This is a genomic window from Alloacidobacterium sp. (assembly GCF_035631355.1).
Classification (GTDB): Bacteria; Acidobacteriota; Terriglobia; order Terriglobales; family Acidobacteriaceae; genus Alloacidobacterium.
On the sequence record NZ_DASQIX010000047.1, the window covers coordinates 1 to 24,349 of the forward strand.

General features: G+C 56.1%; 23 protein-coding genes and 1 tRNA gene. 15 read left to right on the forward strand and 9 right to left on the reverse strand.

Translation table 11 applies throughout. From position 1 onward, the window contains the following. Positions 1-319: 319 nt before the first annotated feature. The gene (locus VEV40_RS08155) at positions 320-1,135 is read left to right on the forward strand and encodes an outer membrane lipoprotein-sorting protein (protein ID WP_324831477.1); all 816 of its coding nucleotides are present in this window, start codon (positions 320-322) and stop codon (positions 1,133-1,135) included. A 47-nt stretch (positions 1,136-1,182) separates the two neighbouring features. Here VEV40_RS08155 and VEV40_RS08160 read toward each other — a convergent pair whose 3' ends face one another. Next, positions 1,183-3,450 (reverse strand): MMPL family transporter, encoded by a 2,268-nt coding sequence (locus VEV40_RS08160; protein WP_324831479.1) that lies wholly within the window; start codon positions 3,448-3,450, stop codon positions 1,183-1,185. A gap of 492 nt (positions 3,451-3,942) precedes the next feature. On the opposite strand from VEV40_RS08160, the gene VEV40_RS08165 reads away from it, so the two are divergent. Further along, a tRNA-Lys gene (locus tag VEV40_RS08165) sits at positions 3,943-4,018 on the forward strand. 13 nt (positions 4,019-4,031) lie between these two features. On the opposite strand, the gene VEV40_RS08170 is transcribed toward VEV40_RS08165, so the two are convergent. The 3 genes from VEV40_RS08170 to VEV40_RS08180 all read right to left on the reverse strand — a co-directional run bounded on the left by VEV40_RS08170 (position 4,032) and on the right by VEV40_RS08180 (position 7,182). Further along, a complete protein-coding gene (locus VEV40_RS08170; RefSeq protein ID WP_324831480.1) occupies positions 4,032-4,760 on the reverse strand; it encodes an acyloxyacyl hydrolase in 729 nt (242 codons plus the stop codon). A gap of 112 nt (positions 4,761-4,872) precedes the next feature. Then, complete coding sequence (locus VEV40_RS08175; RefSeq protein WP_324831482.1) at positions 4,873-5,919, reverse strand: UDP-glucose--hexose-1-phosphate uridylyltransferase; 1,047 nt, start codon at positions 5,917-5,919, stop codon at positions 4,873-4,875. 69 nt (positions 5,920-5,988) lie between these two features. Beyond that, positions 5,989-7,182 carry an ATP-grasp domain-containing protein gene (locus tag VEV40_RS08180; protein ID WP_324831483.1) on the reverse strand — a complete coding sequence of 398 codons (1,194 nt, stop codon included), beginning with the start codon at positions 7,180-7,182 and terminating at the stop codon, positions 5,989-5,991. A gap of 207 nt (positions 7,183-7,389) precedes the next feature. On the opposite strand from VEV40_RS08180, the gene VEV40_RS08185 reads away from it, so the two are divergent. Beyond that, positions 7,390-8,406: a class I SAM-dependent methyltransferase gene (locus VEV40_RS08185; RefSeq protein WP_324831484.1), complete on the forward strand. Its 1,017-nt coding sequence runs from the start codon at positions 7,390-7,392 to the stop codon at positions 8,404-8,406. 125 nt (positions 8,407-8,531) lie between these two features. Here the strand turns inward: VEV40_RS08185 and VEV40_RS08190 are convergent, their stop codons facing one another. Further along, entirely contained in the window at positions 8,532-9,695 is a 1,164-nt protein-coding gene (locus tag VEV40_RS08190; RefSeq protein WP_324831486.1) for a family 16 glycoside hydrolase, read from the reverse strand. Positions 9,696-10,184: 489 nt separating this feature from the next. Continuing rightward, positions 10,185-10,562, reverse strand: coding sequence for a hypothetical protein (locus VEV40_RS08195; protein ID WP_324831488.1), 378 nt, complete (start codon positions 10,560-10,562; stop codon positions 10,185-10,187). 68 nt (positions 10,563-10,630) lie between these two features. Between VEV40_RS08195 and VEV40_RS08200 the strand changes: the two genes are divergently transcribed. The 9 genes from VEV40_RS08200 to VEV40_RS08240 all read left to right on the forward strand — a co-directional run bounded on the left by VEV40_RS08200 (position 10,631) and on the right by VEV40_RS08240 (position 18,158). Beyond that, positions 10,631-11,248, forward strand: a complete 618-nt coding sequence (locus VEV40_RS08200) for a DUF4254 domain-containing protein (protein ID WP_324831490.1) — start codon at positions 10,631-10,633, stop codon at positions 11,246-11,248. 145 nt (positions 11,249-11,393) lie between these two features. Beyond that, entirely contained in the window at positions 11,394-12,290 is an 897-nt protein-coding gene (locus VEV40_RS08205; protein ID WP_324831492.1) for an SGNH/GDSL hydrolase family protein, read from the forward strand. Between the two features lie 65 nt (positions 12,291-12,355). Then, the gene (locus VEV40_RS08210; RefSeq protein ID WP_324831494.1) at positions 12,356-12,709 is read left to right on the forward strand and encodes a VOC family protein; all 354 of its coding nucleotides are present in this window, start codon (positions 12,356-12,358) and stop codon (positions 12,707-12,709) included. 161 nt (positions 12,710-12,870) lie between these two features. Next, on the forward strand, positions 12,871-13,431 hold the full coding sequence (locus tag VEV40_RS08215; protein ID WP_324831495.1) for a TPR end-of-group domain-containing protein: 561 nt from the start codon (positions 12,871-12,873) through the stop codon (positions 13,429-13,431). A gap of 67 nt (positions 13,432-13,498) precedes the next feature. Continuing rightward, positions 13,499-14,143: a hypothetical protein gene (locus tag VEV40_RS08220; RefSeq protein ID WP_324831497.1), complete on the forward strand. Its 645-nt coding sequence runs from the start codon at positions 13,499-13,501 to the stop codon at positions 14,141-14,143. A 117-nt stretch (positions 14,144-14,260) separates the two neighbouring features. Then, a complete protein-coding gene (locus tag VEV40_RS08225) occupies positions 14,261-15,340 on the forward strand; it encodes a gluconeogenesis factor YvcK family protein (protein ID WP_324831498.1) in 1,080 nt (359 codons plus the stop codon). 5 nt (positions 15,341-15,345) lie between these two features. Then, entirely contained in the window at positions 15,346-15,843 is a 498-nt protein-coding gene (locus VEV40_RS08230; RefSeq protein WP_324831500.1) for a hypothetical protein, read from the forward strand. Between the two features lie 109 nt (positions 15,844-15,952). Then, on the forward strand, positions 15,953-17,605 hold the full coding sequence (locus tag VEV40_RS08235) for an alpha-N-arabinofuranosidase (protein WP_324831502.1): 1,653 nt from the start codon (positions 15,953-15,955) through the stop codon (positions 17,603-17,605). 1 nt (position 17,606) lies between these two features. After that, complete coding sequence (locus VEV40_RS08240) at positions 17,607-18,158, forward strand: dihydrofolate reductase family protein (protein ID WP_324831504.1); 552 nt, start codon at positions 17,607-17,609, stop codon at positions 18,156-18,158. Between the two features lie 73 nt (positions 18,159-18,231). On the opposite strand, the gene VEV40_RS08245 is transcribed toward VEV40_RS08240, so the two are convergent. Further along, complete coding sequence (locus tag VEV40_RS08245) at positions 18,232-19,062, reverse strand: glycoside hydrolase family 16 protein (RefSeq protein ID WP_324831505.1); 831 nt, start codon at positions 19,060-19,062, stop codon at positions 18,232-18,234. Between the two features lie 101 nt (positions 19,063-19,163). On the opposite strand from VEV40_RS08245, the gene VEV40_RS08250 reads away from it, so the two are divergent. Beyond that, positions 19,164-19,571 (forward strand): group III truncated hemoglobin, encoded by a 408-nt coding sequence (locus VEV40_RS08250; RefSeq protein ID WP_324831506.1) that lies wholly within the window; start codon positions 19,164-19,166, stop codon positions 19,569-19,571. Here VEV40_RS08250 and VEV40_RS08255 read toward each other — a convergent pair. After that, a complete protein-coding gene (locus VEV40_RS08255; RefSeq protein ID WP_324831508.1) occupies positions 19,561-20,649 on the reverse strand; it encodes a Gfo/Idh/MocA family oxidoreductase in 1,089 nt (362 codons plus the stop codon). The genes VEV40_RS08250 and VEV40_RS08255 overlap by 11 nt on opposite strands. 202 nt (positions 20,650-20,851) lie before the next feature. Here VEV40_RS08255 and VEV40_RS08260 point away from each other — a divergent pair, with 202 nt between their 5' ends. Beyond that, entirely contained in the window at positions 20,852-22,030 is a 1,179-nt protein-coding gene (locus VEV40_RS08260) for a pyridoxal phosphate-dependent aminotransferase (protein ID WP_324831510.1), read from the forward strand. 74 nt (positions 22,031-22,104) lie between these two features. Here VEV40_RS08260 and rlmN read toward each other — a convergent pair whose 3' ends face one another. After that, on the reverse strand, positions 22,105-23,274 hold the full coding sequence (gene rlmN / locus VEV40_RS08265) for a 23S rRNA (adenine(2503)-C(2))-methyltransferase RlmN (RefSeq protein ID WP_324831514.1): 1,170 nt from the start codon (positions 23,272-23,274) through the stop codon (positions 22,105-22,107). A 95-nt stretch (positions 23,275-23,369) separates the two neighbouring features. Here rlmN and VEV40_RS08270 point away from each other — a divergent pair. Continuing rightward, positions 23,370-24,349: pitrilysin family protein (locus VEV40_RS08270; RefSeq protein ID WP_324831512.1), on the forward strand; the 980-nt coding region annotated here is incomplete at its 3' end.

Sequence of the window (24,349 nt, forward strand, 5' to 3'; positions counted from 1 at the left end):
GGCGGGTGGCCCAGATCTCAAAGTTCGCCTCCAACGAATGAGGGTGCCCCACGTCTCGCAGAGACGTGGGATTCGGCAGTGGTACGCTCTCGCCATCCACTCCGATTCAATTTCAACCATAGGCTTCTCTTGGATAGCAACTGACGGTGATGAAGTGTAGGTCGCTGCCTGTCTGCTGACAAACAGAGCAGGCTACGCGGCATGCCCCATCCTATCCCATGTCTCATAGAAGACAGGGTGCACCCTCATTGCTCAATTTGTTGAGACCTGGGCCACCCGCCTGTATACATAAGCTATGGGCTTCCTGCGCCGCTTCGTAATGCTTTCTCGCATCCTCAAGTTTAGGACGATTCAAACGTCCATCGCTTTGCTGGTGTTGATGTCGCTGGTATATCCAGTGCAGGCCTTTGCGGCGAATTCCGACCTGGAGACCGTGCTCACCGGCTCGCGCCAGCGCATTGAGAGATTGGACTATCGCGCCACCGGGCACCTGACGCGGGTGGACGGCGATGGCAAGCGCACGAGCTACAAGTTTGTCGCCAAAGCCCATTGGTTTCCTGATGGTCTGCGTCTGCTATGCGAGATTTCGGGGCCTGGATCAGAGAAGACGAGCGTTCTTCTGCACATGACCATGAGCGGTCATGTGACTATCGAGGCGATGCTCCCTGGCCAGAAGACCGCCAGCGTGTTGCCTTTTGAGCATTGGAATGACGCACTCGTAGGAACAGAATTCTCCTACGAAGACATGATAGAGGGCCAGTTTTTCTGGAAGAATCAGGAGCTACTGCCACCGGCAAAATATGGCGCACGGGATTGCTTTGTCCTTAAGAGCAGCCCTGGCTCTCAGGACCGGACTCACTATGATTCGGTAACAACCTGGATTGATCGCAGCATTTTGTACCCTGTGCATGTAGTAAAGACCCTTCGCGGAACGGGGCAGCAGAAAGAATTCATTTACTATGGGTTGCGCCAGGTTGGAGGGGCATGGTCTGCGTCGCAAGTAGAGACAAAGCTACAAGGCAAGCCTGGCTCCTCGATTATGCAAATCGAAGGCGGCTCGGCAAAGGCAAACCTCGGACGCAAGGACTTTGTTATCAGCCAGCCCAGCTCACAAACGAATAAATCGAATCGCTGAATCAGACTGTCAGGGCCCTGTCTCAGGAGTATCCACAGTATTCGTTGTCACGGGGCGAGCTCGTTTTCAGACGGTGCAGGCGCCCCATGTAAGCCAAAGGGCCACCAATTCCAGTCGCCGGCAAGTTGCAAGAGCGCCGGCCCGATCACCATCCGCACTACAGTAGCGTCAATGAGCACGGCCACGGCAAGCGTAAAGCCAAGCATCTGGACGACCACAAAGCTTCCAAATGTGAACGCAGTGAAGACAGCAATCATAATTGCCGCCGCACTCGTAATAAGCCCGGCTGTCCGCGCCATGCCCTCGATCACTGCTGAACTCTCGGATAAACCGCGCCGCCGCTCTTCCAGGACTCTGGCGACCAGGAAGACCTCATAATCCATGCTCAATCCGAAGACGATGGCAAACGAGAGAATCGGCACGATCGGGAATACGGTGCCGGTCGGTCCATGGAGTCCAAAGAGTCTGCTGCCATGGCCTTCCTGAAAAACAAGCACTAACGCACCGAAGGCAGCGCCAACAGAGAACAGATTAAGCAGAATTGCTTTGACAGCCGCAAATAAAGAACGCAACCCGATGAGGAGCGTCAGCAAGCTCCCCAACACTACGCCAAGAACCACCTTCGGCAGGCGCTCTTTTACTAGCGAGTCATAATCCGCGTTGAGCGCAGGAATGCCGCCTACGCGCAGCACGGCGCCGGGCACCCCGGTTATCGCCGAGACATCCGAGGAACGCACTTCTCGAACCCATCGCATCTCTTCATTGGGCGAAACTGTGGCGTTTGGCAGCAGCTCAATTAAGGTAGCGTGGCCATCGCTGCGCAGAAAACTCTTGCGAATTGCCTCCGGTACATCATCGACGGCATCCGCAGTGTCAGCCATCCCCGTGAGGGTGGGCAGGGATACAACCTCTTCCGCTCTGGGATCGCTCTGGAAATGTTTCGTCAATCGACTGACGGCAAGCCAGCCGGCCGGCGAGAGCGGCGGAGACTGCGGCGGCAGCTCCAGGACGACTCGGAGAGACTCCACAATGCCCGATCGCCCCATGCCTTGAAGCGTATGCAGCGCTTGCACCGACTCGGCTGTCTTCGGGAGCGAATCACGGCCGGGAACTCCCGGAGAGATTTTCCGTCCCTGGAATGCAAGGATCAGTAGCGGAATCCCGGCGACAAGCAGAGCTATCCAGGGCCGGCGAGTTATCATGCAGCCCCACCGCACCCAACGCTCACTTGCCGCACACAGGCTGTCCGGCGTTTTGAATCGTCGAGCCGGAAGAGGCACCCTGGCGAAATTGATACGATGTCCTACTAGGCCAAGCACCCAAGGCAGAATCGACGTACAGAGCATGACGCTCAACACGGTTACCAGAAGGCCAGCTATGCCGATGGAGCGCAGTTCGCTGATCGGCACAGTCAGCAACGCAGAAAATCCAATTGCAACCGTGGTGGCCGAGATGATGAGCGTCCGCCCCGCCTGTCCGGCTGCAATATCGGCGGCGCAGCCGGGATCACATCCCTCGGCCAATGCTTCGCGAAACCGGCTCACCATCAGCAATGCGTAATCGATGCCCAGGCCAAGGCCGAGCATTGTGGCCACATTCTGCACCAGAATCGACAGATGCAGATAATGCACGAGCAGCGCAGCCGCACCCATTGCCATGGAGATTGAGAGTATGCCAATCCCCAGCGGCAATAGGGCGGCCACAAGACTGCCGAAAGCCAGCAATAGCAGCAGAAGCGTTACCGGCATCGCTCGTTCCTCGGCATGCCTGACGTCATCTGCACTGACTTTGCGAAGATCGAAGTTTAGTGGCGTTTCGCCGGTAATCTCCAGTTTGATGTTCGGGTATTGCGACCTGAGCTGACCTTCCATCCAGTCTGCTTTTGTCCGCAATTGGGGGACCAATGCCTCGACATTTTTGCCATGCGGGTCCAATCCGACGATGATCAAGCCCCCGCCATTGTTCCCTGTAAACAAAGGATCCGGCCAATCCAGGCTCGAGACGACGCCCGCTACTCCACGCACATTGCGCAACGAACTGGTTAAGAAGGTTAATACATCCGCACCCTTTGCTGAATCCAGATTGGGAATACCGCTGATCACCAGAACGAGGCGTTGGGCGTATGGCGACTGGAAACGCTGCGCCAGTTCCAGGTCAACCTTTTCGGATTCTCCGCCCTTAATATGAACAGCGGTTTCCAGGCGGCGTTCGACTTTGTAGGAAAAGGGCACTAACACAAGCGCCAGGACAAAGCCCGACATCGCCAACCAGAACCGGCGGCGAGCGGCGCCACTGCCAGTCTTCGAGCTTGGCATTACCATCGAAGATCCACGTCGTTTCCTCTGTTCGTCCGTGAGCAATGAAATGACTTCGTGATCGTGCGCATTCATGATATAGGGTCAAACCGAGCATTTATTAGGATGCAGCCTTGAGTTTAGTGAACGACAAGGCCTTGAGGAACTGTCGGTTATGACATTGTCAATTGAGGAGCATTGCCGACGAAAACCTCGCTGCAGGCAACACGCAGCGAGTGAGATATCGAGACGTGGCAGCCGCTTTGTCCAGCCGCACTCTATTGTTTGAAGACCAACGGAAGGCCCTCGGTAGCGCTTCCCGCTGAGATCTACATCCACTTTTACGCGGTCGGCTATTTTGATGAAGGGGATACCGCTGTTGATGGTTCCTTGCAAATAAAGCTTCTCTTCAACCAGCGACCGTTACGCATGTGTCTGACACATCAGGATGCGTCTGCGCGCGTCCGCCGGCTGTCACTTTTATGTTAGTTTTGAAGTAGCGGGTCATCCCGTGAGCTCGTAGCTCAGTAGGTAGAGCAACGCCCTTTTAAGGCGTGGGTCCTGGGTTCGAATCCCAGCGAGCTCACCATAAAATTTGCCTCTCACCTCATTCCGTCGGAATGTCGTTTCTCCTTGCCCAGGCGCATGTTGAACCCCACGATCGGCCCATATACATTGATCCCGAAATCCTCATACCTCGGTTCAGACAAGTAAAAATTCGACACGTGCATATAGGTTATTCCGGCGCTGATACTGTATTTCGAGTTAAAGTTATACCTTGCTCCGCTGCCCATCATTAATGTGAAGGTCAAATCCTGTCCCTGAGCGTACAACACACCGTCCGGCCCCTTGGCGTTAATATTTCCAACTCCGCCTCGTGCGTCGAAATACGGCACAACCCTCCAATTTGGCTGAATGAAGTTGCGTCGAATGCCATAATCGAAAGCGAAATATCTCGTCTCCGGTCCTCTCGGAATCGCGGTATAAGAACCGCTGAAAGTAAAGTCGGTATTACCGCGTAGAAACCCCCAGCCCCAAATGTTATCTATGTGCCATCGGACCGAAGCAATATTGGGGACGAGTGTGTAATGAAGCGGCCACGCCGTGAATTTGCTGTCTACCAGAAAGTCGAAGACAAACGGGATATTGTTAGGAAGCCATCCAGTTTCCAGCGAAAATTCAAGCTTGTTCCTGTAGTAAATGTTGCGGTTCAGATCGTCGAAGTCCCGTAAATGTTTTTCCGTAGTCCTGCTCTTCAAATTCTGCCCGTACAGCGGAGAAGCGATAGATGCCAGGATGAGCGCAACAACCGCCAGATTCTTCGCGCCCATCCTGATGGATACCCCCAGTCAGAATCCTCAGCAGCTTACACTGTCAGGCCAACCCTGTGCGATTCTTTTTCAAAACCTGTTTCCGAGCCGGGATTGCGATCCAGAGCCACTCTCATCGGCGGGTAAAGTGGACGGCGGAGACTGCCCGCAGTCTCTCCGCCGCGCTTTCCGCCGTAATGTCGCGTTGCGGCATCCCCAGCATTTCAAAACCCACCATGAATTTCCTTACCGTAGCGGAGCGCAGCAGCGGCGGATAGTAGTGTGCGTGGAAATGCCACTCCCTATGTTCCTCGCCATCGCAAGGCGTCTGATGAAAGCCCATCGTATAAGGGAAGCTCGTTTCAAAGAGATTGTCGTAGCGCGTCGTGGTCTGTTTCAGGATGTTTGCCAATTCCGCCCGCTGTACATCTGAGAATTCCGCCATTGAGCCGACATGCTGTTTCGCCAGGACCAGCGTCTCAAAAGGCCACACAGCCCACCACGGCACCACGACGAGAAACTCATCATTTTCGCAGACGATGCGCCTCTTCTCGCTCGTCTCGGTCTTGAGGTAATCGCAGAGCAAACAGGAGCCCTGCTCTGCCTGATATGCCTTCAGTGATTCCGTCTCGATTGCGGGTTCATCGGGAACATGCTCCGTCGCCCATATCTGGCAATGCGGGTGCGGATTGCTCGCACCCATCATGGCGCCGCGATTCTCGAATATCTGCACATGACGAATCGACGGGGCCGCTGCCAGTTCCTTGTATTGCTCCACCCACGCATCCACTACGCGCAGAATGTCCGGCTCATCCATCACTGCGACTGTCAGGCTGTGATCGGGATGGAAGCACAGCACGCGACAGCGGCCGCGTTCCTGTTCGGCGCGCAGCAGATTAGGCATGCCTTCTGCTTGCGGCGCGGGCGAATCCGGCAGTAGTGCAGCATAGTCGTTGTCGAAAATGAATACGCTTTCATAGCGAGGCGTAAAAAGGCCGCCTGCGCGCTCATTTCCCGGACACAGATAGCACGCCGGATCGTAATGCACACCGGAGAACCCCGACGATGGATTCACTTCTCCCTGCCACGGCCGCTGCGTGCGGTGCGGGGAAACGAGAATCCATTGGCGGCGCAGCGGATTGTAGCGGCGATGGGGAAACTGGTAGGCAGACTCGCTCACGAATACTTCCTTTCAATGCCAACGCCAGGGCCTGCTAACACTATTCAGGACAGCAGGCCCTAGTCCATTCTAAGCAGTCGGCTTGTCCGGAACCGGAGCAACCGCCAGATACTTCTCGGCAAAGCGAACGCTGTAATCTTCAAGCAATGCACGTACACGATCTGGCTCCGTCGAGCGCACAATCAGCCCGGCGTGATGGTGCTTCTTCATACGATAGACAATCTCCGGCGCATCGAACATCGATGTGTCAGGCTCCGCTGTCTTCGCCAGGCATAGCACGCTACCGGCATAGTCTTGTTTCATAAATGGCAGGGTGTACGGCTCGCCGCGCATGGAGCAAACCTCGATCCGCGCCCACTCAGCCCACAGGTTCAATCCGGTCGCGAACTCCACCACGTCGGCAATGAATGCTCCACCGACGCGTGCCGCCACTTCCAGAAAATAAAACCGCCCATCTTTGCCGTGAATATATTCGGCATGGGTAACACCGCGCACCATGCCCATGGCCGGAATCAGCCGCGCATTCAACGCCGTCAGCTCCCGTGAATCATCGCCGCTGCGCTCAACAATGCGCGTGGTGAACACGCCGCCCTCATGCATGACCTGCATCGGCGGCTTGCCATAGCGGCTCACAGTGGAGAAGACCACCTGCCGCTCGCTGATAATCGCGTCCACATGATAGATATGGCCGGGCACAAAACGCTCCAGCAGGTAGTAGCTCTGGCGGTCTCCCAGTTCATCGAGCGTGCGCCACAGGTGTTCCGGGTCATGGATCTTCCTTATGCCGATTGCCGACGCCTCCGCGCGCGGCTTCAATACCCATGGCCCCGAAACATTGGCCATGTAGGTCCGCAGATCGTCATAGTTCAGCACCGGAGCGAATTCCGGAACCAGCGCTCCGACCCTCTGCGCCTCAAAGCGCATGGCCAATTTGTCGCGGAAGTGAGCCGTTGTCGTCCGTCCCATGCCCGGAACGCGCATGTGCTCGCGCAGCGCGGCCACCGTCTCCATGTCAAATTCGTCGAGCGCCACAATGCGGTCGATTTTCCAGCCGCGCGCCACATAGGCCACGGTGCGGATGACATCGTCCACGCCGAGGTTCGGAGGCATGGTCAACACTTCTTCCAGAATGTCACGCGGCCAGTCTGCGCCCTTCAGTTTCTCGACCGTCAACAGCACTACGCTGCAACCCATTGAAGCGCACTGCCGCATGAACGCCTGACCTTTTTCGTATGTCGAAATGCAGAGTATCCGTTCACTCATGCTAGACACACTACACGATAAGAGGCTTTCTGTTCCTGATACTTCATAACTTTATGGCCGCATCCGGATGCCGACAGTATCAACCGGGAGCCGACGCGGTCCCGGAGTTCCCAGAGGCCAGCACTCCGGATTGCACGCAAAAAATACCGAGTGCCGCCGAACAATCCCTGATATAGACTGTGGAGGCTCTGAACAACGAAAGGGAATATGGCCACGAGAGCAGCACACCAGCAACCTACTCCGGAACGCTTCATCAGCGCAGTACAGGCCCATCAGCAGACAGAGGCGATAAAAGCAGCTATCGAACTGGGGATTTTTACCGCTATCGCTGAAGGCAATACCACTGCGGCTACCATTGCTAACCGCTGTTCAGCCGCCGAGCGTGGCGTGCGTATTCTTTGCGATTTTCTGACTATTCATAGCTTCCTGACCAAGGAAGGAACACAATACGCGCTTGCGCCAGATTCTGCTCTGTTCCTCAATCAGCACTCTCCCGCGTACCTCGGCGGAACCATTGAGTTCCTGCTCACCCCACGTCTGCGTGAGGGCCACCTTCGAATGACCGAGGCAGTGCGCCGTGGAGGCACCGCGCTGGGTGAAGGAACGCTTGTGCCGGAAAACCCCGACTGGGTTAAGTTTGCCGAAGCCATGATGCCGCTGATGCACATGCCGGCCGAACTCACGGCTGCCGAGCTTCACAAAGGTGGCGAGGCGCATAAAGTCCTGGATATCGCCGCCAGCCATGGCATCTGGGGAATCGCCGTTGCAAAACAAAATCCTGCCGCGCATATCTATGCTGTCGACTGGAAAAATGTGCTCGAAGTTGCAAAGCAAAATGCACAGGCCATGGGAGTTGCCGATCGTTACCATTTCCTACCCGGCAGCGCATTCGATGTCAATTTCGGTGACGACTATGATCTGGTGTTGATTCCGAATTTCCTGCACCATTTTGATCCGCCTACGTGCGTCTCCTTCATGCGCAAGGTACACGCCTCGCTGAAACCGGGTGGACGCGCTGCCATTGTTGAAGTTGTTCCGAATCCTGATCGCGTTACGCCTCCTATCGCGGCCGGCTTCAGTATGACGATGCTGACCACTACGCCTATCGGCGATGCCTATACTTTTGCGGAACTCAAGAGCATTTCAGAAAGTGCCGGCTTTGCACGAGTCGAGATTGCGCCACAGGAAATCGGTATTGATCGCCTTGTCATTGCATACCGATGAGTTCTACAGTCAGCATGGCCAGTGCTGTCGGAACAAAGCTCATTTGCAGGCGCTCACTCCGGTTGCCAGAAAGTTGCTCCCCGACATACATGCGATATGCCTGAAGGGGATGCCATCCAACTGCACTATTGGAAATCGACAGGAGACAACTCGAATTCAAAGGCCCAGCCACCGTTGTATTCGGTGACCGCGACGAGCAGTTCGTTGTCGCCTGGGTTGAGATGGATTTGGGTCTGGTCGTTAAGACCGAACGTACCGAGCGCGTCATCGCCGCGGTAAGACATGGCATTCTTTCCCGAGAAAATCGTCTTGCGGTTCAGGTAGACCACGATGTCGTCGCTGTAGCCGATTTTGAGGATTTTTTCTTCGCCCTTCACGGACGAGACTTGGGTGCGAGCGAATACGACTTTAGCGCCTTTGACCCGTCCCTTCTGCATTTCCTCGTGCGACGGCATAGGAAACATTGCAGGACTGGTTCGGTACCGGTTTACCAAAACGAATCCCGGATCCTCCGCATATACCTTTTCCCATTCACTGGTGGAACCCGGATACGTGCTGGCGTCAACATCACTCGCATCAAATGCGGGCGACAGTTCCCAATCGGAGAGCAAGCCAGCGCGTTTGAATGGTGGCGGGCCTGGCAATGGCTTCCGGTCAGGAAGAGCCTTGTAGTTTAGGTTACTGAAATATCCGCCGCCGCCCAGAGACCATAAGCCGATTCCTCCTCTAGTGTCTCCCCTCCGCAAATTGGTCACAGTCAGAATAGGAACTTTGCTTTCGTTCAGAAAAAGCGTGCACGTTCGACCGTCAACCACGATCTTCACATGGGCCCACTGGTTTTCAGGGATGTGCGCGCTGGCTTTCTCGTGGCTCGTATTGAGCAGTTGCCAGATGGCGTCGCCGTTGAGTCGCGGGGTATATTGCACGGCTTCGATGGTGTCCGAAGCGCCCGGCCTCAGGTAGACAACTTCCATATTTGCTTCTGATTCGACCCTGAAGACCATGCCCATAAACAGGCCGCCTGGCTTGCTTGCCACGTCTGCTTCCAAAGTCCCGTCGCGGAAGTTTGCATCTTTCACGACTAAGAACCCAGAGGGAAGGTAGACCGCGCGGCGTCCAAGGAATTCTCCAAATTGTGGGGCAGTCCTGGAGGTGAGCGAGTCGAAATGCTCGGGCGACATGGGCACCTGAATCTGTTGAGCCCGCGGGGCCGAGAGAAGGAATGCGGCTAGAGAGGCGACGGGGAAAAAGCGGTATTTGAACACAGAAAATTTGAATTGGGCATACATACAAGGGCTGGACCTTATCTTTAAAATCGAAATACGCTGAACGCAATTCTGATTAGGTATCTTTGCTGATCAGTGTCTTCATGATCCCAACGTATACGGACCAGGCAACCGCTTTGGCGAGCTAAATGTGCCGAAACGGACAGGAGTGTTACGAGATGGTCTAGGACGTTGCGGGTCTGTTCCTCGCGACGTCAGGGGAGGAGGCATGCAGAAGCACCCGGTTCGGCATCCTAGCCGATTTCTGCAACTGCAAGGATCGGAGTTGAAAAACACGCTTCGCTTTACCGAGCTTTGCTCTCAAGGGTGATAAATCGCCGATGCACTCATTGAGCCGTGATTGGCAACCAGAAGAAAAATCGTTCGACTGAGTTCATTAGCTCGTCTGCTTGCCTAACCTCGCTGCGTTCCCTCTGAAAAGAGAAATGTCCGCCTTGGACATCCCTAAAGAGAAAGGACAAGCTTTGACAGGCGAGAAAATCATTGCATCTCTCAAGAAGAGACCCGCTGCGGACGAGTCTTCAAGTACGAGATCACAAACAACACACCAAGAATGAGGTCTACCAGCCCGAACATCTCTTTTGGCCCGATACGCCCCTGTAGGTAAAGCACAGTCAGCGTCAACCCATAGATAAACTTCTCTAGGATCGCAGGAATCATGATGGGGCGATAACGGAGAGGGTCACTTCCAATCATCAAAAAGAGGAGTTGAAATACCAGCGCCACCCCTACAAAACCGTAGTAGAACCCCGGATGCGTCAGCGGGGGCGGCGTCTGCCGGCCAATGGTGTCATAAAGAAAGTACAGCGGCGTGAGCACCAGAAAACCCCACACCCCTGCAATCCAAAATACGATTCGAGCAAATTTCATCTATGCCTCGCATCATGCCTTAATTGGCTCTACCATAGGTCTTTGCAGGCAGAACACCTCTCCTAAATATGCGTTTGCCCGACACAACGATTCTTTCCGCCACGGAAATCACCCGGCAGCACGACCATCTGACCGCGCTCTGGCATGAGCAGCAGTCCACCATTCCTGCAGAAAACCTCGGCGAATTTCTGGACACGGTGATCGCGCAGCATCTCGCCAATTTCGAGCTATGGCATACCGAAGACAAGGCCCGCGCACCGCAGGCCACTGACCACGACCTGGCCGAAGTCAAGCGCGATATAGACCGCATCAACCAACATCGCAATGATCTGGCCGAGCGCTGCGACATGGCTCTGCTCGACCACCTGCGCGCTCTGAATCTGCCCAACCCTAAAGCCGAATTGAACTCGGAAAGCCCCGGCCTGATGATCGACCGCATGTCTATCCTTGCGCTGAAGATTTTCCATACAGCCGAAGAAATTCTGCGTCCCGACGCCCCCGAAGGCCACGCCGAGCGCAATCAAAAACGTCTCGACATTCTGAAAGACCAGCGCGACGATCTTGCCGGCTGTCTCGACCACCTTTGGCGGCAGACGCTTGCTGGCAATCGCCGCTTCAAACTCTATCTTCAGCTCAAGATGTACAATGACCCGGCGCTTAACCCCGCTGTATACGGTCAAAAGTAGCTGGCCATCCCCGATTCTTTCCTGCCTCATCGCCCTTGAAGTGCTGTATCCTTGCTGACCAGCGAGAGGCCACGGCTTTTTCGCGCTCCCTTTCAACCGCCTGTTCCTCTCTTGCCGTGTTGCATTCTGAAAGGAGATTTCCTTTATGCATTTACGCAGCTTCCTGCGATCTATGTGGATGGCGGCCCTTATTCTCATTTTGCCCATCTCAGCCCGCGCCGGGTCTCATCCGGCATTTGACGCTATCTATGTCTTCGGAGACAGCTATTGTGACGTCGGCAACATTTTCCTTGCTACCGGAGGCGCCGTCCCTGCCGCGCCGTACTTCAACGGGCGATTTTCGAATGGCCCCATCTGGATCGACCACCTCGCAGGCACCTATGGAGTGACCGTGACGCCCTCGCTCGCCAAGGGGACTGACTACGCCTTCGGCGGCGCAGAGGTCACTCAGGCCGTACCGGAAGGCAGCCAGTCGATCCCAAGCATTCCTCAGCAGGTTGAACTCTATCTCAGCCAGCACAGCTTCAAGGCCGACCCGTATGCGCTCTACATCGTAGAGGGTGGCGGCAATGACATTCTCGACGCGACCAGCGGATCGCCCAATGCGCTAGGCGGAGAGATCGCCTATGGTCTACTCTCCAGCATCGCGCTGTTGCAGCGCGCAGGCGCTCGCTATTTCCTCGTTCCCCGGCTGTTTAACGTTGGCCTGCTCCCTGCTTCTCAGGCGTTAGGAAACGCGGCATTCGCCCTCGCCGCGAGTGAGGCAGTGAACCGGCACCTCGACACGGGGTTGTTCTTTGAATCATTCCTCCCGGACATGCACATCTATCGCATTGACACCTTCAGCCTGCTGCAGGCAATCGTGACAGATGGCACGCATTACGGGTTCAACGACGTCAGCGATCCGTGCCTCAATACGTCCGTCTCTCCGCCAACTTTGTGCAGCAATCCGTATGTCAATTTCTTCTGGGATGCCGAACACCCGACCATCTTCGGCCATGCCTTTCTTGCTGTAGCCGCGGAACAGGCAATCGACAAATGAGTTGTGACCTCTGCGCGCGCCTCTACATCATCCTGTAGGGGCATGCGTGCAGATCAAGGAGGAGCATGGAACACCCGCACATTGACCGCGCCATCGACTACATTGAGTTCACCGTACCCGACCTGACAGCCGTTAAGAAGTTTTACAGCGAAATTTTCGATTGGAAATTTCAGGACTGGGGTGATGAATATGCGAGCTTCAGCGATGGCCGCGTTGATGGCGGCTTCGCCCGAGGCGACGCAAAACCCGGACGGGGGATTTTGGTTATTCTCTATTCCACAAATCTCGAAGAGATTCAGCAGAAAGTACGTGCGGCCGGCGGCGCTATCGTGAAAGATATATTCTCTTTCCCCGGAGGCCGCCGTTTTCACTTTGCCGACCCGGCTGGAAATGAACTTGCCATCTGGTCGGACAAGTAAGGCGTGTTGACTCTACCTGAAAAGTGCTGACCGCCGTTTCGCTGCGGTGCAGTTGACTCCTGCCGCACTTCTGCGTATAAAAGCGAGTTCAGCGGGTTATTTCCGTATGCAAGCGCCAGACGCGCTGTATGTCTTCACAAAATCAAGGAAAAATCGCACATATGCAAGATAAAGGTCAGGCAGGTGGTGCTCGCCGAGCATCCCACGCAGCCACTGTAAAAACGCGTCCCGTAGCTGACAAGGCTCACGAACAGGCCCTTCAGCATTATCAGAGCGCCGTACAGCTCATGCAGGAAGGAAAGTTCGAAAGGGCCCGCGTTGCATTCGAGAAGCTCATCCCGACCGCGCCTCTCGAATTGCTTGATCGCTCGAAGGTCTACCTCGCCGCCTGCGAGCGCAACGCCAGGAAGTCAGACCTCGTCTTCGCTAATGTCGGAGAGCAGTACGACTATGCCATTTCTCTGATCAATACTGGAGATTACGAGGATGCTCGCGACCAGCTGGAAGGTATCCTCAAGAAAAATGCCAAGGCCGACTACGCGCATTATGGCCTTGCTGTCATCGACAGCATGACCGGCCAGGCGGAAGAATGCCTGGAACACCTCATCACCGCAATCGAGCTGAATCCCCAGAACCGCATCCAGGCGCGCAGCGATTCCGACTTTCAGGACATGGCCGACGACCCACGCTTCACTGAGTTGCTCTACCCTGAAACTCTGTAGCTGGACCTTGTAGGGGCCCCTCTTCTTGAAAACTCCCATTCGGCGAAGACTTCTCTTGTCAGGCGCTGTGGAACTTTTTTGCTTACTCGGCCTTGCCGCCCCATCCTACGCACAGGATATGCAGCATCCGGCATCCGGCTACCTCGATGTTGCGCTGAAGTTCGGCGTGGATGTCACGCACACGAAGGTAGGTCAGGAGTTTCAGGCCGAAGCGCTCGAAACCTGGATCATCAACGATTGCACCTTGCCACAAGGTGCGAGAGTCTATGGAAAAGTCGTTTCTGCGACCAGACACACAAAGTCCTCTCCCGATTCCAAATTGGGACTCTTGATCGAGAGTATCGATTGCCAGGGCCACCCCCGCACTCCATTTTCCCTTCATATTCTTGAAGTTATCTTTCCGGATTCCCGGAACCCGGTTTCTTCCGCGCTTCCACGAAACGCGGATAGGGACGGAAGTATGGGGACCGGTCCCGACGAAAGCATCATGGGTAGCGGAGCCAGGACGGACTCCGAAACTCGGATAGGTCAGGTTGTGGGAGAAGGCGGGATGCGCCTGGAGATAGCAGAAGGGCCGAATTTTGCGGACGTCGTGCATTCCGATAAGCGAAATGTAAATCTGCTTACCGGCACGCGATTGGTTCTTGGGACAAAAGAAATGATTCCCGCAGACCAGCAGCTTCACCTTCATGCGGTGGAGCAGGGGCCATAAACTTACGTCTTCCGGTACACTCTTTCTGGATCAAAAATGAATCCAGAAACGCATAGCTGCTGCGTCGATTCAGGGAAAATTAAGCTCGGGCGAAGACACTAACGCATCGTAGCCTTTATGAAGCAAGCGACACTCGCGCCCTCCACCGCCTCGCCACACACTGAAGAGAAAGCGAATCTGCGGGTTGTCGCGATGGGGGGGGGAACTGGCCTTTCGACCCTGCTTCGCGGACTCAAGCGTTATGTTCCGTCTCCTGGCACAACCCAGCCGGAATGCGAAGATTATCCCTGCCTTATCAGCCACCTGGCCGCTATTGTAACCGTCACTGACGATGGCGGCTCCAGCGGCCGTCTGCGCAAAGACTTTAACATGCTTCCGCCCGGCGACCTGCGCAACTGCATGGTCGCGCTCTCCGAGGACGAGCATCTCATCGCCCGCCTATTCCGCCATCGCTTCCGTTCGGGCGCCGGGCTCGAAGGCCATAGCTTCGGCAATCTCTTTGTAGCCGCGCTCTCTGAAATGACCGGCGACTTCGCCCAGGCCATTCGGCTGGCTGCAGAAATCCTGGCCACACGCGGACACATCTATCCGGCCACCACCGCCGATGTCACTCTCACGGCCCGCATGGACGATGGCGAAATCGTGCGGGGCGAAACCAGCATCACCGCCAGCAAAAAGCACATTGTCGAATTGAGCATGGACCCGCCCGACGCCGCGCCCATGCCCGAGACTCTCGACGCCATCGAGCACGCTGATCTGATCACCATCGGCCCTGGCTCACTCTATACCAGCGTCATTACCAATCTTCTGGTCAAAGGCGTTCCGGAAGCTCTGGCAGGCGCGCGTGGCCTGCGCGTTTACATCTGCAATCTAATGACGCAGGCCAACGAGAGCCTGCACCTGACCGCCTCCGAGCACATCGAGCGCATCTACAAGCACTCTGGCGGACCTATTTTCGACTACGCCCTGGTCAATACCGGCGCCATCTCCGATGAAATGCTGGCCCGCTATGCTGCTGAAGGCGCCGAGCCAATCCGGCCTGACGTTGAGCGCATCGAGTCGCTGGGCATTCGCTGCATCACCGGCAACTTTGCCGATGAGGGCGACGTGCTGCGTCATGCCTCAGATCGTGTAGCCGCGCGGGTGTTGCGCCTCGCGTTCGACCCGCAAAACAGCCGAAAGGGGAACCCCGGATGAAAAGGATGAAAGCTGCCGTCTATGCTCTCCTCGCCCTCGTGTCTCTGTCCGCTGCGGCGCAAAGCCTTCCCGACTCTGTCTACACTCCGCTCTGGAATTACAACGGCACATGGAAGGTCACCATTCCCGGCAAATCGACGGATACCCTCGTCAACCACTGCGCGCGCACAGGTCTGTTCTTTGTCTGCGAACAAAATGTCAACGGCAGTGCCAGCGCACTCATTGTTTTCACTCCCATGGATGCCGAAGGCAATTACCGCACCAATGCAGTAACGAAGAACGGCATGGCCGCCGGCCCCGGTGGCGATCTCGAAATCAAGGGCAATCACTGGACATATCTCGGCAAGGGTGAAGCCGACGGCAAAACCACCTGGTACCGCACCACCAACGACTTCTCCGATGACAGCCACATCCACTTCGAGCAGTCGCAATCCACCGACAAGGTCAACTGGACCGTGCAGCGCACCGGCGACGAAGTCCGCACTGACAAAGGCACGCGCTAGAGTTCGCCAGCTTTCCCATCCGGGAACTATTGACGAAAACAGGTAAATGTTTTCTCCTGCTCTCGCTGAAATTTCTTAAAATTCCTACCCGTTCTTTTCTGAGGCATACATGCAACGACGCGAATTCCTGAAGACCAGCGCCATCGCCGGCTCTGCTTATTTTCTGTTCCGCAACCGCGCCCTGGCCGCCACCGCCGACGCCCATATTGAGGTCCTGCTGGGCGAGCCCATTGCCACCATCCAGCCCGAAATTTACGGCCACTTCACCGAGCATCTCGGCGGCGTGATCTACGATGGCGTTTGGGTCGGCGAAAAATCCAGCGTCCCCAATGTGCGCGGCATCCGCAAAGAACTGGTCGAGAAGCTGAAAGCCATCAAAGCCCCCGTCATCCGTTGGCCCGGAGGCTGCTTCGCCGACAGCTATGATTGGAGAGACGGCATCGGCCCGCGCGACAAGCGTCCGCGCCGCACCAACTTCTGGGTCGATGACCCGCAGGCACAAAAGCTGCCCAACACAGCCGTCCAGAAATTCGAGCCGAACACCTTTGGCACCGATGAGTTCGTCGATTTCTGCCATCAGAGCAACGCCGAGCCGTACATTGCCGCGAACGTGCGCGCACTGTCGCCTCTTTCATTTGACCAATGGGTCGAATACTGCAACTCGCCCGCGCACAGCACCACCTATGCCGACATCCGCGCCGCCTCCGGACACGCCGATCCATACAACGTGCGCTACTGGGGCATTGGCAACGAAAGCTGGGGCTGTGGCGGAAACTTCACACCCGAAGAATACTCAAATGAATACCGCCGTTTCACAGCATGGGTCCCCGACTACGGCGTCGATCCGCGCTTCGTCGCTTCCGGTCCCAATCAGGACGATGTGGACTGGACCACACAGTTCTTTGAGGACATTCTGCACCGCCGTCCCATCCGGCCACCCTTCGGCTGGTCGGTGCACAACTACACCAACGCGCTCGAAGCACTGAACTTCAATGATCAGGACGCATACTCGCTCTTCTACCACGGAACATCGACTGAAGCGATCATCCAGAACATGTGGACAGCGATGAGCGTCTTCGACCGCGAGCACCAGACCCGCATGGTCGTCGATGAATACGGCCCCTGGTACGGGCCAGGAACCGAAGTCGATCCGACACACATCTTCGGCCAGCAGATCACTATGCGCGACGCCATCGTGACCGCCTTCACGCTCGACATCTTCAACCGCCACGCGGAAAAGGTCTGCATGGCCAACTGCGCACAACTCATCAACTGCATCGATTCACTCTTCCTCGTGCACGAAGACAAGTTCATCGTGACGCCGAATTTCAACGTCTTCGAAATGTACGCGGCGCATCAGGGAGCCAAGGCCGTGCGCGCCGAATTCTCAGCACCTTCCATCAGCTTTACCGATATCGTTAAGCCCGACCGCTGGGGCCCGCCGCGCCAAGGCGAGCGCTCCGTGCAGCGCAGCCTGAACGGATTGATGGGCTCCGCCTCAGTAAACGGCAAGGAACTAACGCTGACCGTTGTGAATCCTCATCTGGCGGACGCACTCAATACCCAGATAGCAGTCCGCGGGGGAAACGCGGCATCCGCCTCCGCGACAGTCCTGGCATCTTCCGACATTCACGCGCACAACACCTTCGAGCAGCCAAATGCCGTGACGACAAAATCGGCCCAGGCAACCGCCAGCGGCTCGACCGTGAGCTTCACCCTGCCGCCTATGTCGGTGGCGAAATTAGAAATTACCTTGAGTTGATATGAGCACGCGCAAGATTATTGTTGAAATGGCCATCAGTGCCGATGGATTTATCGCGCGGAGTGACGGTTCCGTAGATTGGCTTGAGCGCCCGAGCCCGGAAGGCCATTATGGCATGGTTGAGTTCTATAAAACCATTGACACGATTCTCTGGGGCAGGAAGACGTACGACATGGCACTCGATTTTCAGAAGAAAGGCATACCTGGATCGGCGTTTGATACAAAACTCAAGAATTACGTCTTCACTCGCGGCCCAGTGCCGTCAGAAGCGCCAGCAGGCGTGGAATTCGTCGAAATACCTATCAAGGAATTCGCCAACAACCTGCGAAAACAAGTGGGAAAAGACATCTGGATGATGGGCGGCGCTGGAATTATTGCGTCATTTCTTGATGAAGGAGAGATCGATGAGTTCGTCCTTACAGTTATCCCTACGTTTATCGGAGAAGGCATTCCAATGGTTGCGCCCGCTCGCCGCAATGTATCGCTGAAACTGATTTCCTCAACGAATTTCCCAGATGACGTCGTCAAGCTGCACTATGCCGTCACAAAGTAGCGATCAGCACGAAAATGGGTGCCCCCCTATCGCGCTGTTTGCATTAGGGTGGGAAAGCACAAATCAATCTTCGCTAGTAAAGAGCACTCTCCGCATACCCCCGAACATAATCCACCAGCATTTCCTGCGGAAATTTACTCGAAGCATCCGGAGGACCGGGCCAGTCTCCGCCCACAGCCAGATTCAGCAGGAAGAAAAATTTCCCGCCATCGAAGGGCCACACTGCGCCCGGCGGCAGGCTCGCCGGAGTAAACGTCGCATACACATTTTTCGGGTCATCGACATAGTACTGAATCTTCTTCGGTGACCATATCAGCCCAAAGACATGGAACGCATCGCCGAAAGCCTGGCCTCTAGGCAGCGTATATGGCAAGCCAATCTGTGAACCGGTAAACCCTGTTCCATGAATCGATCCATGGATCGTGCCCGGCTCCTTGCCGATGTTCTCCATGATGTCAAACTCGCCGCAGGCGGGCCATCTCACCTTCTCGAAGCTGTCACCCAGCATCCAGAATGCCGGCCAGAAACCCTGCCCTTTCGGGATCTTGATGCGCGCCTCAATGCGCCCATACTGGAAACTCTTCAGGCCCTGTGACTTAAGCCGCGCCGAGGTGAAATGACCATGGCCGTCGCTGCGCGCAACAATATGCAAATAGCCGTCCTTGCCGACAAACGCATTTGGCTTGGTGGCATCACATGGCGGCTGCGAAGAACCATAGCTGCAGTACGTCTCCAGTTCGTGGTTTCCCCACCCGCCAGCGCCGGCTTCATAGGTCCAGTTTGCCGGATTCGGCGCGACAGACGCGGCGCTGCTGGAGAATTCGTCGCTCCAGACGAGCCGTTCACTCTGCTGTGCCTGCGCGGCTCCGGCAACCAGCGCCAGCATCAGGCTCAATCGAATCAATCCGTTCAGTATCATTCCGTGGCCAATAACCCTTGAAAACACCCCGTCCAGCAGCACTATATTTCATCCTTACCGATAAAAGCTGTATCTAATAGATAGACATGGTTGTGCAATTCGGCACCGCAAACGACATTAACGAGTCATCCATCGCCAATCTGGTCGACCGCTTTTACTCGCGCGTTCGCGAAGACGACGTCCTCGGCCCGGTTTTCTCCCGCGTCATCGGCGACGAATGGGAGCCGCACCTTGAAAAGATGCGCGCTTTCTGGTCTTCGCTCATGCTGGCCAGCGGCCGCTACAAGGGAAATCCCATGATGGCGCACCTGATGCTTCTGCCGCGTATCGGCGCGGAGCATTTCGACCGCTGGCTGAACATCTGGAAGCAAACAACCGCGGAGATGTTCCCGCCTCTTGCTGCCGCCGTCTTTGTCAGCAAGGCAGAGACTATTGCCGAGCGGTTGCTTGCAACCATCGACAGCCATCACGCGTATCTGGCGGCTACAAACTAAGCCCGCACGACTCGTAAATCCGGCCCATCCACTCCATGTCCCGCAGTCCTTCTTCGCCGTTGGACTTCGGCTCTTCATTCTTCAGGATGCAGTTGCTGAAGTAATCGGCTTCGCGCACAAACTGCGACGGGTCCTTTGCCGGATTCGGCTCATCAAGAGTCGTGCCATCGTTGAAACGCGCCTTCAGATGCTGCCCTTGATATCCGAACGCCGCCTGCACATCGAGCGTGCCCTTCGATCCATGCACGCGATAGAAACCGTCCATTCCTGCGCCATAAGTCGTATTGCAGCTTGCCAAAATCCCGGACGGAAACTTCATCGTCCAGGAATCGTTCTCTTCTACTTCGTTGAAGCGCCCGTCTTTATCGATGACCGATGAATAGGCCTTTACCTCCACCGGCTCTTCGCTGGTCAGATAGCGGCAGGCATTCAGGGAATAAATACCCACATCCATCAACGGCCCGCCGCCCGCCATCTTCTTGTTCAGACGCCACTCGCCCGGACGGATGTTAAATCCGTTCGCGCTTTCAATCGCCTGCACAGCGCCGAGTTTGCCGTCGCGAATCAGCGAAATTGCCCGCAGGTTCGTCGGCTCATACTGGCACCGATAGGCAATCAGCAGCTTCACATTCGCCTGTTTGCAGGCGTCGATCATCGCCTTCGCGTCGGCTATGCTGGTTGACATTGGTTTTTCGCACAGCACATGCTTGCCCGCCTTCGCACAGCGAATCGTGTATTCGGCGTGCATGCTGTTGGGCAGCGCGATATAGACCGCGTCAATCGCCTTGTTGTCGCGCATCTGGTCGCAATTCTCGTAGGTATAAATCGAGCTCTCCGGAACGCCATACTGCGCCGCCATCCGCCGCGCCTTGTCCGGATGCCCGCTGACGATTCCAGTTATCTTCGACTGCTGGGACATCTTCACTGCTGGCATGAAGTGGTCCATCGAAATGCGGCCCAGAGCGACAATGCAATAGCCGATGCGTTTGTCTTCAGCCTGCGCATTAAGCTCCGGCAGCGTGCTCGACAAAAGAGTTGCGCCCGCAAGCACACTGAATTGGCGGCGATTCAAATTCATGCCATGCTCCTCAAAATGAAAGTCATTTCATCGTTTTGTAAGGGCACGGCTTCAGCCGTGCCGTAAGTAGTACAGCATCACTGCGGCTTTAGCCGCTGAGGTAATGGTTTTTCTCTCCATTAGGATTTTTCAGTAGCATCTAAAATCCCGGGTCTTTTTGCCAAGTGGTGACTCGCACCATACTCGTGATTAGATGGAAGTCATGCGAACCGTAACGGAAAAACTGCGCCTCAGTGAAATCTCTCCGCGAATCATGCAGTCGGAAATACGCTCGATGACCGTCGAGTGCGATCGCATCGGCGGCGTGAACCTCGCGCAGGGCGTCTGCGATACCGAAGTCCCCTCGCCAGTGGTTGAGAACGCAATCAAGGCCATCCATGACGGTCACAACATTTATACGCGCATGGATGGGCTGACGCCGCTGCGCGAAGCCATCGCGCGCAAAATGGCGCATTACAATGGCATCCACGTCGATCCTGATTCGGAGGTGCTCGTCACCTCCGGCGCAACTGCGGGTCTCTACGCCGCCTGCCTCGCGCTCTTTGACCCCGGCGATGAAGTCATTCTCTTCGAGCCGTTCTACGGCTACCACCTCAACACACTGCTCAGTCTGCGCGTTCAGCCTCGGGCCGTGCCGCTGGCCATGCACACATGGGAAATCGACTTCGACGCTCTCAGCGCGGCCATCACGCCACGGACGCGCGCCATTATCGTCAATTCACCGTCCAACCCCTGCGGCAAAGTCTTTAGCCGCGCTGAGTTTGAAAAAATCGCCGCACTTTCCGAAGAACACGACCTCTTCATCCTCACCGACGAGATTTACGAATACTTCCTCTTTGACGGCACAGAGCACATTTCGCCCGCGTCATTGCCTGGAATGGCCGAGCGCACCATCACCATCTCCGGCCTGTCGAAAACCTTCAGCATCACCGGATGGCGCATCGGCTATCTCACAGCCGACAAGCGCTGGCTTGGCTCGATCGCGTACTTCCACGACCTGGCTTATGTTTGTGCGCCTTCGCCATTTCAATATGGCTCCGCCGCCGGACTCATCGAACTGCCTGACAGCTTCTACAAGCAACTGGCAACCGACTACCAGGCCAAGCGCGACATGCTCTGCGCGGCGTTGCAGGACTGCGGGTTCACGCCGTCCATCCCGCAGGGCGCTTACTATGTACTCGCGAATGTCAGCGCAGTTCCCGGCGCAACTGCCCGCGAAAAGGCCCGCAACCTGCTCGCTCAAACCGGAGTAGCAGCCGTTGCCGGCACAGCGTTCTTTTCAGAAGAGCGCGGCGAAGACCTGCTGCGCTTCTGCTTCGCCAAGCGTGACGAAGACCTGCAGCGTGCGTGCGATGCTCTACGTAGCTACCGCGGTAAATGAAGTAAAGGTTGGGAGGGTAGGGAATTCCAGAAGTAACCATTTGGCACCCGGTTTGGATTTCACGTCCAAGATGACTATCTGAATCGTATCCCACCCAGTTGCACCAGCTCCGTAGTCCGCTTCAACTGGCCACAGGCGGCAAATATGTCTCGCCCACGCGGCCGCCGCACATACGCCGGAAGATTGTTGAACTTGAGACGGTACTGGAACAGATGGACCGTATGCGGATCAGACATGCTGTAAGGCATCCCCGGCCCAGGGTTCCAGACAATCAGGTTCACCTTGAGCGGCAAATTCGCCCGCCGCAGCAGTGCACCTACCTCGTCAGCATCGCGCTGGCGGTCATTGAGCCCACCCAGCAGCACATACTCGAACGTGACCTTTTCCTTCGGACGCAGAGGAACCTGCCGCACCGCCTGAATCACATGTGCCAAGTCCCATTTCTTCGTGATGGGCATGATTTCGGTCCGCGCCTTGTCATTTGGAGCATTCAGCGAGATCGCCAGCTTGGGCCTTACCGGTTCCTGAGCGAAGCGCAGAATCCCCGGAATAATCCCTGAAGTCGAGACGGTCATGCGTGATTGGGGAATTCTGACCTCCTCCACCAGCAGCCGCACTGCCGTCATGAACTCGTCATAGTTCAGGAACGGCTCGCCCATCCCCATAAAGACCAGATTGATGCGCTTCTTCCCAATCTCGACTTTGTGGCGCTTGAGCACGGCCACCACCTGCCCGGCAATTTCGCCTGCTGTAAGGTTGCGAATAATTCCCAGCTTCGCCGTCAGGCAGAACTGGCAATTCACCGCGCAGCCAATCTGACTGGATATGCAGATCGTCGCCCGCCGCAAGTCGGTCCCCGCTTCCGATCCGTCGCCTGCTTCGCCGCCATCGCCGTCAGGCATCCAGACCGTCTCTACCGTCTGGCTATCGTTGCCGGCAATCAGATACCGCTCGGTGCCATCAATTGACACAAAAGATTCGATAATGCGCGGCAAACCGACCTTAAAACCGCTCTTTTGCATTGTTTCGCGCAGCGCTTTTGGCAGTGTTGAGACCGTGCCCAGGTCCTCTTCCCATTGCCGGTAGAGAGCTTCGGAAAGCTGCTTTGCCCGGTACACAGGTGCGCCAAATTCCGCCATTAGCGCTGTAAGTTGTTGATAATTTAAGCCAAAAAGACTTCGCGCCCCGGCAATCTCAGAAGCGTCTAAAATGGATGTAGGTTTTTCACTGCCCGACGGCATCATAACCACAGCTCGTAGAGACAAGCATAGCGCATTCTTCCTACCCCCTAGAGCGGCCCCGAAGTTGGACGGGCATCGAAACGACCCAGGAACTAGCAATGGATAACGAACGCAATATACGCCGCACTGTCCTTCCAAACGGACTGACCATTCTGACCGAGAAGATGGACCACATCCGTTCTGTCGCTATGGGTGTCTGGATTCGCGCCGGCTCGCGCCATGAGATGCCCGAGATCAACGGCATCTCCCATTTTGTGGAGCACATGGTCTTCAAGGGGACGAAATCGCGGTCCGCGCAGCACATCGCCCGCGAAGTGGACGCCATCGGTGGCAATCTCGACGCTTTTACCGGCAAGGAAACCGTCTGCTTCAACATCAAGGTGCTGGACGAGCATGTGCCTGTCGCCCTCGACGTGCTCTCCGACCTCGTCCTGAATCCCACCTTCGCCAGTGATGAAATCACGCGCGAACGCGGCGTCATCCTCGAGGAAATCAAGATGGACGAGGACAACCCCGACTATCTGGTGCACGAAATCTTCACCCAGGCATTCTGGAAAGACCACCCACTGGGCAAGCCCATCCTCGGCACCAAGGAGACGGTGAGGCGCTTTGAGCGCGACACGCTCTGTAACTTCTACGGCCAGCGTTTCCACGGCAGCAACATGATCTTCTCCGCCGCTGGAAATATCGACCACGACGTTTTTGTCGAGCAGGTCACGCGCCGTTTCGAATCGCTGCCCGCAGGTGAATCGCTCACTGTGCAGGTGCCTCCAAAGACGGCAGCCCGCATCATCCTCAAAAACAAGAAGGCGCTTGAACAGGTGCAGCTCTGCCTTGGCGTGCCCGCTCCGGCAATCGCAGACGAATCGCGCTATGTCACGCTGGTTCTGAACACCATTCTCGGCGGCGGCATGAGCTCGCGCCTCTTCCAGACCGTCCGTGAAGAGCGTGGTCTGGCATACTCGATTTACAGCGACCTGAACCCTTATAGCGACACTGGCTCGCTCTGTGTCTATGCCGGAACATCGTCTGACCGCGCCATTCAGGTCGTTCATCTGGTCATGGAACAGTTCCGCCG

Coding starts and splice junctions, on each gene's coding strand:
- VEV40_RS08180 (WP_324831483.1), bottom strand. CDS start 7,182: ATGAGTGAACGGATACTCTGCATTTCGACATACGAAAAAGGTCAGGCG.
- VEV40_RS08215 (WP_324831495.1), top strand. CDS start 12,871: ATGCAAGATAAAGGTCAGGCAGGTGGTGCTCGCCGAGCATCCCACGCA.
- VEV40_RS08205 (WP_324831492.1), top strand. CDS start 11,394: ATGCATTTACGCAGCTTCCTGCGATCTATGTGGATGGCGGCCCTTATT.
- VEV40_RS08170 (WP_324831480.1), bottom strand. CDS start 4,760: ATGGGCGCGAAGAATCTGGCGGTTGTTGCGCTCATCCTGGCATCTATC.
- VEV40_RS08235 (WP_324831502.1), top strand. CDS start 15,953: ATGCAACGACGCGAATTCCTGAAGACCAGCGCCATCGCCGGCTCTGCT.
- VEV40_RS08240 (WP_324831504.1), top strand. CDS start 17,607: ATGAGCACGCGCAAGATTATTGTTGAAATGGCCATCAGTGCCGATGGA.
- VEV40_RS08255 (WP_324831508.1), bottom strand. CDS start 20,649: ATGAATTTGAATCGCCGCCAATTCAGTGTGCTTGCGGGCGCAACTCTT.
- VEV40_RS08260 (WP_324831510.1), top strand. CDS start 20,852: ATGCGAACCGTAACGGAAAAACTGCGCCTCAGTGAAATCTCTCCGCGA.
- VEV40_RS08225 (WP_324831498.1), top strand. CDS start 14,261: ATGAAGCAAGCGACACTCGCGCCCTCCACCGCCTCGCCACACACTGAA.
- VEV40_RS08160 (WP_324831479.1), bottom strand. CDS start 3,450: ATGCCAAGCTCGAAGACTGGCAGTGGCGCCGCTCGCCGCCGGTTCTGG.
- VEV40_RS08155 (WP_324831477.1), top strand. CDS start 320: ATGCTTTCTCGCATCCTCAAGTTTAGGACGATTCAAACGTCCATCGCT.
- VEV40_RS08230 (WP_324831500.1), top strand. CDS start 15,346: ATGAAAGCTGCCGTCTATGCTCTCCTCGCCCTCGTGTCTCTGTCCGCT.
- VEV40_RS08200 (WP_324831490.1), top strand. CDS start 10,631: ATGCGTTTGCCCGACACAACGATTCTTTCCGCCACGGAAATCACCCGG.
- rlmN (WP_324831514.1), bottom strand. CDS start 23,274: ATGATGCCGTCGGGCAGTGAAAAACCTACATCCATTTTAGACGCTTCT.
- VEV40_RS08195 (WP_324831488.1), bottom strand. CDS start 10,562: ATGAAATTTGCTCGAATCGTATTTTGGATTGCAGGGGTGTGGGGTTTT.
- VEV40_RS08190 (WP_324831486.1), bottom strand. CDS start 9,695: ATGTATGCCCAATTCAAATTTTCTGTGTTCAAATACCGCTTTTTCCCC.
- VEV40_RS08250 (WP_324831506.1), top strand. CDS start 19,164: ATGGTTGTGCAATTCGGCACCGCAAACGACATTAACGAGTCATCCATC.
- VEV40_RS08210 (WP_324831494.1), top strand. CDS start 12,356: ATGGAACACCCGCACATTGACCGCGCCATCGACTACATTGAGTTCACC.
- VEV40_RS08185 (WP_324831484.1), top strand. CDS start 7,390: ATGGCCACGAGAGCAGCACACCAGCAACCTACTCCGGAACGCTTCATC.